The sequence below is a fragment of the Streptomyces sp. NPDC046870 genome, from assembly GCF_040704595.1.
Lineage (GTDB): Bacteria > Actinomycetota > Actinomycetes > Streptomycetales > Streptomycetaceae > Streptomyces > Streptomyces argyrophylli.
Map to the genome: position 1 here is coordinate 351,933 of NZ_JBEYXM010000004.1, position 16,682 is coordinate 368,614.

The window sequence follows — 16,682 nt, forward strand, 5'->3', positions numbered from 1 at the left end:
ACGGACCGCACCCGCCGGAACCGGGCCGCGCCTCGCCGTCCAGGGCCGTACGCCAATGGGCGAACGACCGCCCCGCCCGGAGCGCACCCCCGCGCGGCCGGGCGGCTTCGCCGTCCAGCGCCGTGCGGCAATGGGCGGGCCGTCGCCGAGGCCGCGCCTCGGACGCGAACAGGTGCGCAGCCGTCCAGCGCTGTGCGGCAACAGGAGACGCCGCCGTCGATACCGGGCCGACCAGGCGCGTCGCCGTCCGACGCCGCGCGCGACTGGGAGAACGACCGCCCCCGAGCACACCCCGCGCGCGACCAGGTGGCGACACCGCCCAACGCCTCACACCACTCGGCGACCGCAGCCACCAGGACCGCGCATCGCGCGCACGGGTACGTCGCCGCCGAGCGCCGGCGCACCACTGGGCGCTCACCGTCGAAACCCGGCCGCGCACGACCGGGCGGGCCGCAGCCGCCGAGACCGGGCCGCGCCTCGCCCTCCAGGGCCGTACGCCACCGGGTGGACGACCGCCCCGAGCGCACCGCCGCGCGGGCTAGGCGGCCTCGCTGTCCAAGGCCGTGCGCCACTGGGCGACCGCGGTCGCCGAGACCGGGCCCCGCCAGCCGTCGGGGCGGGCCGCGCCGCCGATGTGGAACGCCTTGATCCCGCCCGCGCGCAGCCGCGCGACATGGTCGAGGCGCAGTCCGCCGCCGACCATGATCTGCTGCTCGTACCCGGGCTCGCCGTCGTGTGCCGCTTCGGCGAGCAGCGTGGGCAGGCCGTCGTCCACGCCCGCGGCGGAACCGGCGGTGAGGTAGGTGTCCAGCCCCGGCAGGTCGGCGAGCTGCTTGCGCAGGGCGTCGCGGTCGGCGGCCCGGTCGATCGCCCGGTGGAAGGTCCAGCGGCAGCCGCCGAGCGCGTCGACGACCCGCTCGACCGCGTCCAGGTCCACCCCGCCGTCCGTGCCGAGGAACCCGAGCACGAACTGGTCGGCGCCGGCCTGCCGCAGCGCGTCGGCCACGCCGAGCAGCCGGTCCAGGTCACCGGCCGCGAAGCCGTCCGCGAGGCGGAGCATCACGCGCAGGTCGATGTCGACGGCGGCGCGGATCGCGGCGACGGTGGCGGGCGCGGGGGTGAGCCCGTCGGCCGCCATCTCCGTGACCAGCTCCAGTCGGTCCGCGCCTCCGGCCTGGGCGGCGACCGCGTCCTCGACGTCGAGGGCGATCACCTCCAGGACTGCACGCTTGCTCATGGCACCCCATTCATCGGCGCTACAGGTCTAGTCCAATCCGGTCCAAGACTACGCCTGCCGGGGACGCCCTTCACCCGAAGATGTTCAGCTCCTCCTCCCGGGCCCCCGCCAGCTCGTAGGACGCCCCGTTCAGCGGCCGTCCCGCGTACAGCCGTACGAGCGTGGCCGCGTCGCCGATGTACCGGGCGGGCGGGCCGCCGGCGGCCACCGCGCCGAGCCTCAGCGGCTCGTCCAGGTCGTCCAGGTCGGCGTGGAGCGGCACGTGCTCCTTCTGCCGGGTGAGCCGCGCCAGCAGCGTCAGCGCGTGGGGCAGCCCCACCCCGGCGTACGCCCCTGGCGCCCCCAGCACCTCCCGCACGTCCCCGGCGTGCACCCACTCGCCGAGCGCGATCACGTCCAGCGAGCCGTCCGACCCGGCGATCACCGGTCCGGCCTCCGTCATCCCGCGCTCCAGCTCGTCCACGACCCGCGCGTTCGTCCAGCCGGCCCGCTCGGCGATGTCCCGCTCGTTCGACTCCGGCGAGAACACGCCCGCCTCGAACCGGTTCTCCACCACCCGCGTCAGCACGGCGGAACAGTGCGCCAGCACGTCCCGCACCGACCAGCCGGGGCACCCGGCCGACGGCAGCGCGAAGTCGGCGTCGGGGCGCGACCGCAGCAGCGGTACGAGGACGTCGCGCTCGGCGGCCAGCAGCCGCCCGGGGAGCTCGGGATCGCGTACTTCCTGCGTCTCAGTCATGGGGAGCACGCTAGGGGCGGCGGGGGACGCCCGTCACGCGCGAAACGACGGGCGGCCGGGACGCGGCACCGACGCCGGCAGCGGCACCGGCACCGGCACCGGCACCGGCACCGGCACCCGACAGAATGGGGACATGGCCGACCTCGACGCCCTGCGCCTCCGTTTCGCCCGCGCCCTGGAAGCAGCCCGCTCCCCCGGCGGCGGCCCCGACCCCGCCCCCTACGCCGACAACCTGCTCGCCCGCTGGCAGGAGCCGCAGCGCCGCTACCACACGGTGGCCCATCTCACCGCCGTGCTCGACCACGTCGACGTGCTGGAGGAGTACGCGGCCGACCCGGACGCGGTCCGCCTCGCCGCCTGGTTCCACGACGCCGTCTACCTCCCCGAACGCTCCGAGAACGAGGAGCGGTCCGCGCGGCTGGCCGAGCGCGCCCTCCCGGAGGCCGGCGTGCCGCAGGCGAGGACGGCCGAGGTGGCCCGGCTGGTCCGGCTCACCGTCACCCACGACCCGGCCGACGACGACCGCGACGGGCAGGTGCTGTGCGACGCCGACCTCGCGATCCTGGCCGCGCCCCCGTCGGCGTACGCCGTCTACACCGCCGAGGTGCGCGAGGAGTACCACTTCGTACCGGGCGACGCCTTCCGCGCCGGCCGCTCGGCGGTCCTGCGCCAACTCCTCGCCCTGCCCCGGCTGTACCGCACCCCGTACGGGCAGGAGCACTGGGAGGCCACCGCCCGCTACAACCTCACGTCCGAGCTGGAAATGCTGTCGACCTGAGCACACCACCGCCGTACTGTGCGCGCATGCGGACGATGAGCGGGGATCAGGTGGAGGCGGCCGTCGCGAGCTGCGCGGCGGTCCTGCGCACGGCGCTGGACCGGGACTGGGACGCGGTCGGCGCGGCCGGTCTGGAGTGGAGCTGCCGCACCACGGCCTTCCACATCGCCGAGGACTTCGCCGCGTACGCCAGCCGACTCGCCGCCCGCGCCCAGGACCGCCTCCCGCTGCGCATCACCCTCCCCGAGGGCACCGACAACGCCGGCCTGCTCCAGGTGATCGAGGCCACCGGCGCCCTGCTGGCCGCCGCCGTCCGCACCACCCCGCCCGGCGTCCGCGCCTTCCACCCCGCCCGCTTCGGCAGCGCCGACCGCGAGGGCTTCGCCGCGATGGGCGTCGCCGAGGCCCTGCTGCACACCCACGACATCGCCCGGGGCCTCGGCCTGCCCTACGAACCGCCCGCCGAACTCGCCGAATCCGTTCTGAGCCTGCTCTTCCCGCACGTCCGGCCCGGCCCCGCGCCCTGGCCGACGCTGCTGTGGGCGACCGGCCGCGGCGAGCTGCCCGGCCGCGCCCCGGTCACCGACTGGACCTGGTACAACAACCTCGTCCTGCCGGCCGGACGCGTCACCCTCACCGGCATCCGTCCGGCCGCCGCCCGCGATCTGGCCCTCGGCGGCGACGGCGGTTTCGACTGGCTGGACGACGGCCCGTACGAGGGCACCCGGGAGGCCTGCTCCCACCTGCTGAAGGCGTACGAAGCCGGCGTGCACCGCCCGGAGTTCGGCGTCTTCGCCCTGGTGCGGGCCGAGGACGGCCGGGCGGTGGGCGGCATGGGCTTCCACGGCGCCCCGGACGACGAGCGCCGGGTGGAGATCGGCTACGACCTGGTCGGGAGCGCCCGCGGCCACGGCTACGCGACCGAGGCGCTGCGCACGCTGACCGAGTGGGCGCTGGCCCGGGACGACGTCGACTCGGTCATCGCCACGATCGAACCGGCCAACCTGCCGTCCCAACGGGTGGTGACCCGGGCGGGCTTCACCCGCGCGACCGTGGAGGAGGAGCGCACGGTCCACGACGAGGACGACAGCGAGGCCGTGCTGCGGCTCTACGTCCGCCGGGCCTGACGCCCCTTGCGCCGGCGCAGACCCGCCGAGTGCAGCAGTCGGACCACCTCGCGACTGCTGACCTGCACGGCGCCCGCCGCCACCGCGTCCGCGTAGCGGTGGGACGGGACGTCGTAGTGGTCGCTGTCGAAGGCCCGGCGGGGCATGCCCAGGCCCTCGGCGAACAGGTGGAGTTCGTCGTACGACACATCGCTGACCAGGTGCGACCACATGCGCCCGTGGCCGGGCCAGGTCGGCGGGTCGATGTAGAGGGTCACCGGCGCCTCAAGAGGACGTCGTCCCGCGCAGGGCCGGCCCCAGCGAGCCCACCGGCGCGACCTTCACGCCGGCCTTGTGGCACACCCAGTGCGGATCGGGGCCCAGTTCCGGCTCCACGTCCAGCGCGTGCGGGTCGCCCGAGCCGCAGACCGGGCACAGCGGCCAGCGGCCGTACCGCTCCAGCAGCGCGTCCTGCACGTCCTGGGCGACCAGCCCGGCCACGAAGGCCGCGCCGTCCGGCCACTGCTCGACCCACCAGCGCCGCTGGGCGATGGAGTCCTCCACCAGGGAGACGACGTCGGCCTCCGCGACGTCTCCCGCGACGAGATCCGCGAGCACGAGGGCGCGGGCCGCGTGCAGTGACTGCTCCAGGGGGCTGATGGGGTCCATGCCCCCCATTGTGCGCACTCTTGACCAGGACACCGAACCGAAAATATCTTTCAGGAGTGACCCAGGACGTGAAGGAAATTTTCGGTGGTCCGGGCGGATCGCTCGCCGCCAAGGTGCGCACGCTCGCCCCGTCCATGACCCGGTCCATGCAGCGCGTCGCCGAGGCCGTCGCCGGGGACCCGGCCGGCTGCGCCGCCCTGACGGTGACGGGCCTCGCCGAACTCACCGGCACCAGCGAGGCGACGGTCGTCCGCACCGCCCGGCTGCTCGGCTATCCGGGCTACCGCGACCTGCGGCTCGCCCTCGCCGGGCTCGCCGCCCAGCAGCAGTCCGGGCGCGCGCCCGCGATCACGACGGACATCGCGGTGGACGACCCCATCGCCGACGTCGTCACCAAGCTCGCCTACGAGGAGCAGCAGACCCTCGCCGACACCGCCGCCGGACTCGACACCGTCCAGCTCGGCGCGGCCGTCACCGCGCTGGCCGCCGCCCGGCGCACCGACGTGTACGGCATAGGGGCGTCCGGGCTGGTCGCCCAGGACCTCACCCAGAAGCTGCTGCGGATAGGGCTCATAGCCCACGCGCACAGCGACCCGCACCTCGCGGTGACCAACGCGGTGCAGCTCCGTTCGGGTGACGTGGCCCTCGCGATCACGCACTCCGGGTCCACGGGGGACGTCATCGAACCGCTCCGGGTGGCCTTCGAGCGCGGGGCGACGACGGTGGCCATCACCGGGCGGCCGGACTCGCCCGTCACGCAGTACGCCGACCTCGTGCTGACGACGTCGACGTCACGGGAGACGGAGCTGCGGCCCGCCGCGATGTCCTCCCGGACGAGTCAGCTGCTGGTCGTGGACTGTCTGTTCGTGGGAGTGGCGCAGCGGACGTACGAGACGGCGGCGCCCGCGCTGGCCGCTTCCTACGAGGCGTTGGCGCACCGCCACCGGAGCGGTTCGCGCTAGGGGGTAGGAAGGAACCGGCATAGGTTCACCACCCCCCTCACACGTCACCGGAGAGAGCCGCCCCCTATGACCTCTCACGACATGACCTCTCACGACCTGCGCGACCAGCTGGCCTCGCTGACCACCGAGGCCTTCCGTCCGGAACTCGCCGAGATCGACCGGTTGCCCACCCTCGACATCGCCCGGCTGATGAACGGCGAGGACGCGGGCGTGCCCGCCGCCGTGGCGACGCAGCTGCCCCGGATCGCGGCCGCCGTCGACGCCGTCGCCGCGCGCATGGGCCGCGGCGGGCGGCTCGTCTACGCCGGTGCCGGGACCGCCGGCCGGCTGGGCGTGCTGGACGCCTCCGAGTGCCCGCCCACCTTCAACACCGACCCCGAGCGGGTCGTCGGCCTCATCGCGGGCGGTCCCGCGGCCATGGTCACCTCGGTCGAAGGCGCGGAGGACTCCGAGGAGCTGGCCCGCCGGGACCTGGACGCGCTGAAACTCACCGCGGACGACACCGTGGTCGGCGTCTCCGCCTCCGGCCGCACCCCCTACGCCGTCGGCGCCGTCGAGCACGCCCGGGCGCTCGGTGCGCTGACCATCGGCCTGGCCTGCAACGCGGGCAGCGCGCTGGCCGCCGCGGCCGAGCACGCCATCGAGGTCGTGGTGGGGCCGGAGCTGATCACCGGTTCCACCCGGCTGAAGGCGGGCACGGCCCAGAAGCTGGTGCTGAACATGCTCTCGACGATCACGATGATCCGGCTCGGCAAGACGTACGGGAATCTGATGGTCGACGTGCGCGCCTCCAACGACAAGCTCCGGGCCCGCTCCCACCGGATCGTCTCCCTGGCCACCGGCGCGAGCGACGCCGACATCGAGAAGGCCCTCACGGAAACCGGCGGCGAGGTGAAGCACGCGATCCTGGTCCTCCTCGCCGGCGTCGACGGCCCGACGGCGGCCCGCCTGCTGGCGGAGTCCGGCGGCCACCTGCGCACGGCGCTGGGCGACGCGGCACGCTGACGGACCGCGCGGTCAGGGCACCATGGAGGGGAGGAGGCACCCACCGACATGAATCACGCCCAGCTCACCGCCCTCGGAAGGGCTCTCCGGCTGCTCGGGGAGCACGGGGACGCCCTGACCGCCGACACGCCGGACGCCCGGCTGCACGAGATCAAGGACGACCTGCGGCGGGCCCTCGACCTGCTGGACGACACCGTGACCACCGCCGCGCCCGCCACCCGCTGCCCGGAGCACCCGCAGGGACCGGTGGACGAGAGCGCGCCCGACCTGTGCCTGCTGTGCGAGACCCGGCGCCGGGCCGCCCGGCGGTCGGAGTTCCAGGGCGGCCGGCCCCGGCCGGGCGAGCCGGTGCCCACCGCCCCATCCCGGTACGGCGTGCGCGGTGACCGGCCGCAGGCGCAGCAGCGGTGGCTGCCGGAGCTGTGGAACGGCCAGGAGTGGCAGCTGTGCGGGACGCCGAGGCGGGACCGGCGCGAGGCGGAGGCGTACCTCGCCGCCCAGCGGCGCGGCTCCCGGCCCGCCCTGGCGTACCGGCTCGTGCACGAGTTCACCGACTACGAGGTGCTGCGGGTGTGGGGGACGCCGGTGCGGGTCGACATCGAGCCGATGGGCAACCTCTAGGGCCTCTCGTCCGGATCATGCCGGGCTGATCCAGACGAAAGACCCTGGCCGCCGGCGCCCCCGGGGGCACTCCGGTCAGCTCAGGGTCTTCAGGGCCTCCGCGTCGTACGGCTTCAGCTCGTCGAAGCGGTCGGAGAGCACCTTGGCCGCCCACTCGGGGTCCTGGAGCAGCGCGCGGCCGACGGCCACCAGATCGAACTCGTCGGCCTCCAGGCGGTCCAGGAGGTTGTCGATGCCCTTGACCGGGGCACCCTCGCCCTGGAACGCGTTGATGAAGTCGCCGTCGAGGCCGACCGAGCCGACGGTGATGACGGGCTTGCCGGTGAGCTTCTTCGTCCAGCCGGCCAGGTTCAGGTCGGAGCCGTCGAACTCGGGCAGCCAGTAGCGGCGGGTGGAGGCGTGGAAGGCGTCGACGCCGGCCGCCGCGAGCGGGGTGAGGATGGCCTCCAGTTCCTCGGGGGTCTCGGCGAGCCGGGCGGTGTAGTCCTGCTGCTTCCACTGCGAGTAGCGGAAGAGGACCGGGAAGTCCGGCGACACCGCCGCCCGCACGGCGGCGACGATCTCGGCGGAGAACCGGGTGCGGGCCACCGGGTCGCCGCCGTACGCGTCGGTGCGGCGGTTGGTGCCCGCCCACAGGAACTGGTCGAGGAGGTAGCCGTGGGCGCCGTGGAGCTCCACGCCGTCGAAGCCGATGCGCTCGGCGGCGGCAGCGGCCTCGGCGAACGCGGCGACGACGTCGTCCACGTCCGACTGCGTCATGGCCTTGCCGGTGGGCTCGGCGCCCGCGGCGACCAGTCCGGAGGGGCCCATCGCGGGGGCGTCCGGGAAGGGCTTCTGACCCTGCTCGCGGACCATGCCGATGTGCCACAGCTGGGGCACGATGGTGCCGCCCGCCGCGTGCACGTCCTCGGCGACCTTCGCCCAGCCCGCCAGCTGCTCCTCGCCGTGGAAGCGCGGGACGCGCGCGCTGTTGCCCGCCGACTCGTGGCCGACGTACGTGCCCTCGGTGACGATGAGGCCGACGCCGGCGGCGGCCCGGCGGGCGTAGTACGAGCGGACGTCCTCGCCCGGGACGCCGCCCGGCGAGAACATGCGGGTCATGGGCGCCATCACGATGCGGTTCGGGACGGTGAGGCCGTTCAGCCTGATCGGGCGGGACAGGACGCGGGCCGCGCGGGAGGCGGGGGGCGTGGTCACGGTCACGTGGGGGGCTCCTCGTGAGTCGACGGGGTGAACCGATTGGTATGTGCGCACGCATTGTTGCAGCGTCTTAAGTAAACACTGCCCGCCGGCCCTTGTTCCGGACCGGTCCCCGCTTGGCTCACGTGATACCGGCCACTCTCCGCCGACCCCGGGAAACGCCGAGGGCGGCACCCCCAGCCGGTAGCTGGGGGTGCCGCCCTCGGTCCGCAGGACGAGCGATCAACCGTCAGGTCGATCAGAAGTCCATGTCACCGCCCGGCATGCCGCCGCCGGCCGGGGCCGCGGCCTTCTCCGGCTTGTCGGCGATGACGGCCTCGGTGGTGAGGAACAGCGCGGCGATGGAGGCGGCGTTCTGCAGCGCGGAACGGGTCACCTTCGCCGGGTCGATGATGCCCTCGGCGACCAGGTCGACGTACTCGCCGGTCGCGGCGTTCAGGCCGTGACCCGGGGTCAGGTTGCGCACCTTCTCCACCACGACGCCGCCCTCGAGGCCGGCGTTGACGGCGATCTGCTTCAGCGGGGCCTCCAGGGCGATGCGCACGGCGTTGGCGCCGGTCGCCTCGTCACCCTCCAGCTCCAGCTTCTCGAAGACCTGGGAGGCCTGGAGCAGGGCCACGCCACCACCGGCGACGATGCCCTCCTCGACGGCCGCCTTCGCGTTGCGGACGGCGTCCTCGATGCGGTGCTTGCGCTCCTTGAGCTCCACCTCGGTGGCGGCACCGGCCTTGATGACCGCGACACCGCCGGCGAGCTTCGCCAGGCGCTCCTGCAGCTTCTCGCGGTCGTAGTCCGAGTCGCTGTTCTCGATCTCGGCGCGGATCTGGTTCACACGGCCGTTGACCTGCTCGGAGGAGCCGGCACCGTCGACGATGGTGGTCTCGTCCTTGGTGATGACGACCTTGCGGGCGCGGCCCAGGAGGTCCAGGGTCGCGTTCTCCAGCTTGAGGCCGACCTCCTCGGAGATGACCTCGCCGCCCGTGAGGATGGCGATGTCGCCGAGCATGGCCTTGCGGCGGTCACCGAAGCCCGGGGCCTTGACGGCGACGGACTTGAAGGTGCCGCGGATCTTGTTGACGACCAGGGTCGACAGGGCCTCGCCCTCGACGTCCTCGGCGATGATCAGCAGCGGCTTGCCCGACTGCATGACCTTCTCCAGCAGCGGGAGCAGGTCCTTGACCGAGGAGATCTTGGAGTTGGCGATGAGGATGTACGGGTCCTCCAGCACCGCCTCCATGCGCTCCATGTCGGTCGCGAAGTAGGCGGAGATGTAACCCTTGTCGAAGCGCATGCCCTCGGTGAGCTCGAGCTCCAGGCCGAAGGTGTTGGACTCCTCGACGGTGATGACGCCTTCCTTGCCGACCTTGTCCATGGCCTCGGCGATCAGCTCGCCGATCTGGGTGTCGGCGGCGGAGATGGACGCGGTGGAGGCGATCTGCTCCTTGGTCTCGACGTCCTTCGCCTGCTCCAGCAGGGCGGCGGAGACGGCCTCGACGGCCTTCTCGATACCGCGCTTCAGAGCCATCGGGTTGGCACCGGCGGCGACGTTGCGCAGGCCTTCCTTGACCAGGGCCTGGGCGAGCACGGTCGCGGTGGTCGTACCGTCACCGGCGACGTCGTCCGTCTTCTTGGCGACTTCCTTGACCAGCTCGGCGCCGATCTTCTCGTACGGGTCCTCGAGCTCGATCTCCTTGGCGATGGAGACACCATCGTTGGTGATCGTGGGGGCGCCCCACTTCTTCTCGAGGACGACGTTGCGGCCCTTGGGGCCGAGCGTCACCTTCACGGCGTCCGCGAGCTGGTTCATGCCGCGCTCGAGGCCGCGCCGCGCCTCCTCGTCGAACGCGATGATCTTGGCCATGTGAAGTGGTCCCTCCAGGACTGGGGGTGATTCCTTCGGACCGCGCCCGCGCCCGCGACGGACGGCTCGCGCGCCTCGTGGTTCCTTGCCCCACCCGGCCCGCGGGCCTCACCGACCCGGTCCTTCACTGTCACTCTCACCTTCAGAGTGCTAACGCCAATGATTAGCACTCGGCATGGTCGAGTGCAAGCGCCTGGGCGGGTGGGAGGCCCCCGTCAGCCGCACGCGAACAGCGGAACCGGGGCACGGCGAAGGGCCCGCACCCTCTGCGAGGTGCGGGCCCTTCGGACAAGAAACGTTCAGGCGGTGACGCGAACCATGTCGGCCTGCGGACCCTTCTGGCCCTGCGAGATCTCGAACTCGACCCGCTGGCCCTCTTCCAGGGTGCGGTAGCCGTCCATCTGAATCGCGCTGTAGTGGACGAAGACGTCCGCACCACCGTCGACCGCGATGAAGCCGTACCCCTTCTCCGCGTTGAACCACTTGACGGTGCCCTGAGCCATGCCTAACTCCCCTATTACTGGCCCTTGCACAGATCCACACTTCGCGGACCCGGGTCAGACCTCACCCCCCAACTGGTCGGGGGCGTGCGCCGGAACGCGTCGACCGCGGCTGAATGTATCTGTCCAACTGCCGTCTGCAACAGGTCAATCGGACGAGAATTCTGGACGCGAGCGGTCCGGAATGTAGTGAGAATTCATCTGAATTCAGGGCAAGTCGGGCCCCATAAAGGCCACAAAAGCCGCAGACAACCCGCACACTTTGGCTACTTCTTGTCGGGCGGGCGGCATGGAATCCAGGGCCCGCGACCCGGGGCCGCGACCGCGTTCCCCAACTCTACCGCGCTCAATCACACAGAATTGCCCCCTCCGCTTCTCTCACGGAGGGGGCAATCGGACGAACAGCCGGTAACCGCGGTTACCGAAGGTAATGAGCGGGCGGATCCGCGGCTCAGCCGCCGGCGACCGCCGGGATGATCGAGACGCCGGCCCCCTCGGGGGTCGCCGTGTCCAGGCCCTGCTCGAAGCGGACGTCGTCGTCGTTGACGTACACATTGACGAACCGGCGCAGCTTGCCCTGGTCGTCCAGGACGCGCGCGGCGATGCCCGTGTGGTTCTTCTCCAGGTCGGCGATGACCTCGCCGAGCGTCGCGCCCTCGGCGGCGACCTCGGCCTGCCCGCCGGTGTAGGTGCGCAGGATGGTGGGGATGCGAACGGTCACGCTCATGCGGTCGGACCTCCGGTCGGGTTCACGGGTACGGCGGGGCGGCGCCCCGGGGACGCGGGGGGTCGCGTCCGGCCTGCCGGCCGGGCGCCTGTCATGCGAGGCCGGCCTCTCGGAAGGAGTCCAGGGTCGGGCGGATGGTCGCGGTGAGGCCGGTCCCGGCGACCGCGTCCAGGGTCTTCAGGCCGTCACCGGTGTTCAGGACGACCGTGGTCTTCGCCGGGTCCAGCACGCCCGCCTCCAGCAGCTTGCGGGTGACGCCGACCGTCACGCCGCCGGCGGTCTCCGCGAAGATGCCCTCGGTCCGCGCCAGCAGCTTGATCGCGTCCACGACCTGCTCGTCCGTCACGTCCTCCACGGCACCGCCGGTGCGGCGCGCGATGTCCAGGACGTACGGCCCGTCGGCCGGGTTGCCGATGGCCAGCGACTTGGCGATGGTGTTCGGCTTCTGGGGCCGTACGACGTCGTGACCGGCCTTGAAGGCGGTGGAGACCGGGGAGCAGCCCTCGGCCTGGGCTCCGAAGATCTTGTACGGCCTGTCCTCGACCAGTCCCAGCTTGATCAGCTCCTGGAGCCCCTTGTCGATCTTCGTGAGCTGGGAGCCGGAGGCGATCGGGACCACGATCTGGTCGGGCAGCCGCCAGCCGAGCTGCTCGCAGATCTCGTACGCCAGGGTCTTGGAGCCCTCCGCGTAGTACGGCCGGAGGTTGACGTTGACGAAGCCCCAGCCCTCGCCGGCCGGGTCGCCGATCAGCTCGGAGCAGAAGCGGTTCACGTCGTCGTAGTTGCCCTCGATGCCGACGAGTTCACCGCCGTAGATCGCGGCCATGACGATCTTGCCCTGCTCCAGGTCGTGCGGGATGAACACGCAGGAGCGGAAGCCGGCACGGGCGGCGGCGGCGCCGACGGCGCCGGCCAGGTTGCCGGTCGAGGAGCAGGACAGGGTGGTGAAGCCGAAGGCGCGGGCGGCCTCCAGGGCCTGGGCCACGACCCGGTCCTTGAAGGAGTGGGTCGGGTTGCCGGAGTCGTCCTTCACGTACAGACCACCGGTCACGCCCAGCTCGCGGGCCAGGTTGTCGGCCTTGACGAGCTTGGTCCAGCCCGGGTTGATGTTCGGCTTGCCGGCGACGTCCGCCGGGACCGGCAGCAGGGGCGCGTAGCGCCAGATGTTCGCGGGGCCCGCCTCGATACGGCGGCGCAGTTCCTCGGTGTCGTAGGCGGAGAAGTCGTAGGCGATCTCCAGCGGGCCGAAGCACTCCTCGCAGGCGAAGACCGGGCCGAGCGGCACCCGGTGGCCGCACTCGCGACAGCTCAGGGCCGTGGCGGGGCCGAGGTCGACGGTGGATTCGCTGGTGGTGGCAACTGTCTGCACAGCCATGGAGGCGAGGCCCTTTCTCCTCATCTTCCTCACGACGCACCTCGCCGTGAGACGGAATTGGCACCTTCCCTGGCCGTGAGCCTCGCGCGAACGAGTCCGGTCAGGGGGGTTGCCGGGGCTTCACCGGGCCGTGTCCCTCTGCCCCTCTGGATGAGCGGTATGCGGTTGTGGAACGCACCCGACCCCCGACATGCGATGGTCATCGGCGTTGTTCAAGACTGTAACCGACGGCCGGGACAGTTGAGCTAGTCGTCCGAACCGCGAGACACCAGTGAGGAGCCACAGACTGTGCTGGAAGAAGTCGAGCGCTGGCTGACCACCCGGTCCTGGTCCGTGGCCGACCGACCGCTGCACCAGATCCTCGCGGCCAAGCAGCGCACGGGCCAGACCGTCAGCGTCGTGCTGCCCGCGCTCAACGAGGAGGAGACCGTCGGCGACATCGTCGCGGTCATCCGGCACGACCTCATGGAGCAGGTGCCGCTCGTCGACGAGCTCGTGGTCGTCGACTCGGGCTCCACCGACCGCACCTCCCAGGTCGCCGCGCGCGCCGGCGCCCGGGTCGTCCACCGCGACACCATCCTGCCGCGCCTCCCGGCCGTCCCCGGCAAGGGCGAGGTGCTGTGGCGGTCGCTGCTGGCGACCGGCGGGGACCTCGTGTGCTTCATCGACGCGGACCTCAGGGAGTTCTCCTCCGACTTCGTCTCCGGGATCGTCGGCCCGCTGCTCACCGACCCGGACGTCGACCTGGTCAAGGCGATGTACGACCGCCCGCTCGGCGGCAGTGCCGGGCAGGGCGGCCGGGTCACCGAACTCATGGCCCGCCCGCTGCTGAACATGCACTGGCCGCAGCTGGCCGGGTTCGTGCAGCCGCTGGGCGGCGAGTACGCGGCCCGCCGCACCCTGCTGGAACAGCTGCCCTTCCCCGTCGGCTACGGCGTGGAGCTGGGCATGCTGGTGGACGCGCTGCACCTGGTGGGCCTGGACGCGCTGGCCCAGGTCGACGTGGGCGTGCGCAAGCACCGGCACCAGGACGGGCAGGCGCTCGGCCGGATGGCCGCCGCGATCTACCGCACCGCCCAGCTCCGGCTGGCCCGCGGCCACCTGATCCGGCCCGCGCTGACCCAGTTCGAGCGGGGGGAGGAGGGGTTCGAGCCGCGCACCTACTCGGTGGACACCGAGGAGCGGCCGCCCATGGTGGAGATCGCGGAGTACGCCGAGCGCAAGGTGGCGTGAACGGGCCGTATACGGTCGGCCCGCCGGGCGGGCCGTACGTTTGAGCGGTTGGGGGCCGGGCTAGGTTGAGGCGTATGGCTTCCACGCTCGATGCTGCTCAGAAGGCTCAGGTGCTGGTCGCGTCGAACCGCGGCCCGGTCTCCTATCAGGTGGGCGAGGACGGCTCGCTGCACGCCCGGCGGGGCGGCGGCGGGCTGGTCTCGGGACTGTCCGCCATCGGCTCCGACGCGGGTTCGGTGTGGGTGTGCGCCGCGCTGGGCGACGGCGACCGGGCGGCCGTCCGGCGCGCGGCCGGCGGGCTGCTGCCGGCCGAGGAGACCGGCGGGCAGCGCGTGCGGATGCTCGACATCGACGCGACCGTGCACGCCGAGGCGTACAACGGCATCGCCAACTCGGTGCTCTGGTTCGTCCACCACATGCTGTACCAGACTCCGCTGGAGCCGGTCTTCGACGCCGGTTTCCGGCGGCAGTGGGCGTCGTACGAGGCCTACAACCGGGCGTTCGCCGAGGCGCTGGCCGAGGAGGCCGCCGAGGGCGCGGCCGTGCTGATCCAGGACTACCACCTGGCCCTGGCCCCGCGGATGCTCCGCCAGCTCCGGCCCGACCTGCGCATCGGCCACTTCTCGCACACCCCGTGGGCGCCGCCGGACTACTTCCGGCTCCTTCCCGACGACATCGCGGCCGAGCTGCTCAGCGGCATCCTGGGCGCGGACCGGGCGGCGTTCCTCACCCGGCGGTGGGCGGACGCGTTCACGGACTGCTGCCACGCGGTGCTCGGGCCGGGCATCCCCGCCGGCACCCGGATCGGGGTGCACGGGCTGGGCGCGGACGCGGACTTCCTGCGCAAGCGGGCGCACGAACCGGACGTGGACGAGCGGATGGCGGCGCTGCGGGCGGAGATCGGAGCGGGCCGCAAGACGATCGTCCGGGTGGACCGGACCGAGCTGTCCAAGAACATCGTGCGCGGGCTGCTGGCCTACGAGCAGCTGCTCGAGGACCACCCCGAGTGGCGGGAGAAGGTCGTCCACGTGGCCTTCGCCTACCCGTCCCGGCAGGACCTCGCCGTGTACCGCGAGTACACCGCCGAGGTGCGGCGGGTCGCGGACGAGATCAACGAGCGGTACGGCACGGCGGGCTGGACCCCGGTCGTGCTGCACGTGAAGGACGACTTCGCCCGCTCCCTGGCCGCCTACCGGCTGGCCGACGTGGCGCTGGTGAACCCCATCCGGGACGGCATGAACCTGGTCGCCAAGGAGGTCCCCGTCGTCTCCGACGAGGGCTGCGCGCTGGTGCTGTCGCGGGAGGCGGGGGCGTACGAGGAGCTGGGCGAGGACGCCTTCGTGGTGAACCCGTACGACATCGCGGGCACGGCACGGGCCCTGCACGAGGCACTCAGCCTGCCGGCGGACGCGCGGGCGGAGCGCTCGAAGCGACTGGCCGCCGCCGCGACCGCGCTGCCGCCGGCCCGGTGGTTCCTCGATCAGCTGGCGGCGCTGGAGCCCCGGCCGAGCTGAGCGGCCAGCGCCCGCAGCAGGCCCACGACCCCCTCCGGGCCGTCGACCACCAGGTCGGCCCGGTCCGCCAGTTCCGTGACCTCCGTGCTGCCGCTGCACACCAGCAGGCCGGGGACGCCGTTGGTGCGGAGCTTCTCGATCGCGGCGAAGGCGGGGAGGTCGCCCAGGTCGTCGCCGGCGTAGACGACACAGCCGGCCTGGACGGCGCGGGCGTGGTCGAGGAGGGCCACGCCCTTGTCCATGCCCGGTGGGCGCAGTTCCAGGACCATGCGGCCGGGCTCGACGATCAGGCCGTGCCGGGTGGCGAGATCGGCGAGGGGGGCGCGCAGGGCCTCGAACGCGGCCCGCGGGTCGGGGGCGCGGCGGGTGTGCACCGCCAGCGCCCGGCCCTTCTCCTCGATCCACGTGCCCTCTTGCGCTCCGGCGCGCTCCAGCAGGCCCGGCAGTTCGGCGCGGGCGGCGGCCACGCCGGGGTGCGGGGGCGGGGCGGTGAGCTCGCCGGTGGCCGCGTCCCAGCGCTCGGCGCCGTAGTGGCCGAGGACGGTGAGGTGCTCCAGGCCGGGGACGCCGGCGAAGCCGCCGTAGCGGACCGCGACCTCGGGCGGGCGGCCGGTGATCACGGCGACGGAGGCGATCTCGGGGGCGAGGGCGGCGAGGGCCGGTACGGCTCCGGGGTGGGCGCGGGCCTGCTCGGGGTCGGCGACGATCGGGGCCAGCGTGCCGTCGAAGTCCAGGCCGACCAGGGCGGTGCGGGGCTGCGCGAGCAGGGCGGCGAGGCCGTCCTGACCGGCTCGGGTGCGCGGGGTCGGCAGAGCGTCCATAGCGTCCATACCGCGACACTATCCAGCTCGGGGCGGCTCACGCCTGGGCGGGCGCCGCCCGCCCCGGGGGCCCGCCCCGGATGCCGCAGGGGCGTCCGGGGCGTCAGCGTTCCGCGCGTCTCGTCTCGCGGATCCGGCGCAGGCGGTTGACCGTCACCGGGTCGTGGGCGAGGGCCCGCTCGTCGTCCAGGAGGGCGTTGAGGAGCTGGTAGTAGCGGACGGGGGAGAGATCCAGCTCCTCCCGAATCGCGCGCTCCTTCGCGCCGGGGCCGGGGAAGGTCCGGCGCTCCAGCGCGAGGACCGCCTTCTCGCGGGTGCCCAGTTCCATGCCTGC

Annotated in this window: 18 protein-coding genes and 1 riboswitch; of the genes, 7 read left to right on the forward strand and 11 right to left on the reverse strand. The window is 72.9% G+C overall.

Going from position 1 to position 16,682, the window contains the following annotated elements:
* Window positions 1-538: 538 nt before the first annotated feature.
* Both AB0946_RS12675 and AB0946_RS12680 read right to left on the reverse strand, forming a co-directional pair.
* Window positions 539-1,237: a copper homeostasis protein CutC gene (locus tag AB0946_RS12675; RefSeq protein ID WP_366760564.1), complete on the reverse strand. Its 699-nt coding sequence runs from the start codon at window positions 1,235-1,237 to the stop codon at window positions 539-541.
* A 70-nt stretch (window positions 1,238-1,307) separates the two neighbouring features.
* Window positions 1,308-1,976 (reverse strand): maleylpyruvate isomerase family mycothiol-dependent enzyme, encoded by a 669-nt coding sequence (locus tag AB0946_RS12680; protein ID WP_366760565.1) that lies wholly within the window; start codon window positions 1,974-1,976, stop codon window positions 1,308-1,310.
* A gap of 133 nt (window positions 1,977-2,109) precedes the next feature.
* Here AB0946_RS12680 and AB0946_RS12685 point away from each other — a divergent pair, with 133 nt between their 5' ends.
* The gene (locus AB0946_RS12685) at window positions 2,110-2,754 is read left to right on the forward strand and encodes a hypothetical protein (RefSeq protein WP_366760566.1); all 645 of its coding nucleotides are present in this window, start codon (window positions 2,110-2,112) and stop codon (window positions 2,752-2,754) included.
* A 35-nt stretch (window positions 2,755-2,789) separates the two neighbouring features.
* The gene (locus AB0946_RS12690) at window positions 2,790-3,881 is read left to right on the forward strand and encodes a GNAT family N-acetyltransferase (protein ID WP_366760703.1); all 1,092 of its coding nucleotides are present in this window, start codon (window positions 2,790-2,792) and stop codon (window positions 3,879-3,881) included.
* Here AB0946_RS12690 and AB0946_RS12695 read toward each other — a convergent pair.
* Both AB0946_RS12695 and AB0946_RS12700 read right to left on the reverse strand, forming a co-directional pair.
* Window positions 3,863-4,138, reverse strand: coding sequence for a DUF4031 domain-containing protein (locus AB0946_RS12695; RefSeq protein ID WP_366749890.1), 276 nt, complete (start codon window positions 4,136-4,138; stop codon window positions 3,863-3,865). The genes AB0946_RS12690 and AB0946_RS12695 overlap by 19 nt on opposite strands.
* A 7-nt stretch (window positions 4,139-4,145) precedes the next feature.
* On the reverse strand, window positions 4,146-4,529 hold the full coding sequence (locus tag AB0946_RS12700; protein WP_366760568.1) for a hypothetical protein: 384 nt from the start codon (window positions 4,527-4,529) through the stop codon (window positions 4,146-4,148).
* Window positions 4,530-4,585: 56 nt separating this feature from the next.
* On the opposite strand from AB0946_RS12700, the gene AB0946_RS12705 reads away from it, so the two are divergent.
* The 3 genes from AB0946_RS12705 (at window position 4,586) to AB0946_RS12715 (ending at window position 7,117) form a co-directional block, all read left to right on the forward strand.
* Window positions 4,586-5,491 carry a MurR/RpiR family transcriptional regulator gene (locus AB0946_RS12705; RefSeq protein ID WP_366760569.1) on the forward strand — a complete coding sequence of 302 codons (906 nt, stop codon included), beginning with the start codon at window positions 4,586-4,588 and terminating at the stop codon, window positions 5,489-5,491.
* An 81-nt stretch (window positions 5,492-5,572) separates the two neighbouring features.
* Window positions 5,573-6,496 (forward strand): N-acetylmuramic acid 6-phosphate etherase, encoded by a 924-nt coding sequence (gene murQ, locus AB0946_RS12710; RefSeq protein WP_366760570.1) that lies wholly within the window; start codon window positions 5,573-5,575, stop codon window positions 6,494-6,496.
* 48 nt (window positions 6,497-6,544) lie between these two features.
* Window positions 6,545-7,117 (forward strand): hypothetical protein, encoded by a 573-nt coding sequence (locus AB0946_RS12715; RefSeq protein ID WP_171155172.1) that lies wholly within the window; start codon window positions 6,545-6,547, stop codon window positions 7,115-7,117.
* 75 nt (window positions 7,118-7,192) lie between these two features.
* On the opposite strand, the gene AB0946_RS12720 is transcribed toward AB0946_RS12715, so the two are convergent.
* The 5 genes from AB0946_RS12720 to thrC all read right to left on the reverse strand — a co-directional run bounded on the left by AB0946_RS12720 (window position 7,193) and on the right by thrC (window position 12,780).
* Complete coding sequence (locus tag AB0946_RS12720; RefSeq protein WP_366760571.1) at window positions 7,193-8,320, reverse strand: NADH:flavin oxidoreductase; 1,128 nt, start codon at window positions 8,318-8,320, stop codon at window positions 7,193-7,195.
* A gap of 235 nt (window positions 8,321-8,555) precedes the next feature.
* The gene (groL, locus tag AB0946_RS12725; RefSeq protein ID WP_014673417.1) at window positions 8,556-10,178 is read right to left on the reverse strand and encodes a chaperonin GroEL; all 1,623 of its coding nucleotides are present in this window, start codon (window positions 10,176-10,178) and stop codon (window positions 8,556-8,558) included.
* 299 nt (window positions 10,179-10,477) lie between these two features.
* Window positions 10,478-10,681: a cold-shock protein gene (locus AB0946_RS12730; RefSeq protein ID WP_004986573.1), complete on the reverse strand. Its 204-nt coding sequence runs from the start codon at window positions 10,679-10,681 to the stop codon at window positions 10,478-10,480.
* Between the two features lie 448 nt (window positions 10,682-11,129).
* The gene (locus AB0946_RS12735) at window positions 11,130-11,405 is read right to left on the reverse strand and encodes a ubiquitin-like small modifier protein 1 (RefSeq protein ID WP_030341971.1); all 276 of its coding nucleotides are present in this window, start codon (window positions 11,403-11,405) and stop codon (window positions 11,130-11,132) included.
* A 91-nt stretch (window positions 11,406-11,496) separates the two neighbouring features.
* Window positions 11,497-12,780, reverse strand: coding sequence for a threonine synthase (thrC, locus tag AB0946_RS12740; protein ID WP_366760572.1), 1,284 nt, complete (start codon window positions 12,778-12,780; stop codon window positions 11,497-11,499).
* A gap of 17 nt (window positions 12,781-12,797) precedes the next feature.
* Window positions 12,798-12,937, reverse strand: a riboswitch (SAM riboswitch).
* Between the two features lie 131 nt (window positions 12,938-13,068).
* Here thrC and AB0946_RS12745 point away from each other — a divergent pair.
* Entirely contained in the window at window positions 13,069-14,013 is a 945-nt protein-coding gene (locus AB0946_RS12745; RefSeq protein ID WP_366760573.1) for a glucosyl-3-phosphoglycerate synthase, read from the forward strand.
* A gap of 74 nt (window positions 14,014-14,087) precedes the next feature.
* Entirely contained in the window at window positions 14,088-15,527 is a 1,440-nt protein-coding gene (locus AB0946_RS12750; RefSeq protein WP_366760574.1) for a trehalose-6-phosphate synthase, read from the forward strand.
* Here the strand turns inward: AB0946_RS12750 and otsB are convergent.
* On the reverse strand, window positions 15,494-16,357 hold the full coding sequence (gene otsB / locus AB0946_RS12755; RefSeq protein WP_366760575.1) for a trehalose-phosphatase: 864 nt from the start codon (window positions 16,355-16,357) through the stop codon (window positions 15,494-15,496). The genes AB0946_RS12750 and otsB overlap by 34 nt on opposite strands.
* A gap of 94 nt (window positions 16,358-16,451) precedes the next feature.
* A complete protein-coding gene (locus AB0946_RS12760) occupies window positions 16,452-16,676 on the reverse strand; it encodes a DUF3263 domain-containing protein (RefSeq protein WP_366760576.1) in 225 nt (74 codons plus the stop codon).
* Window positions 16,677-16,682 lie beyond the last annotated feature (6 nt).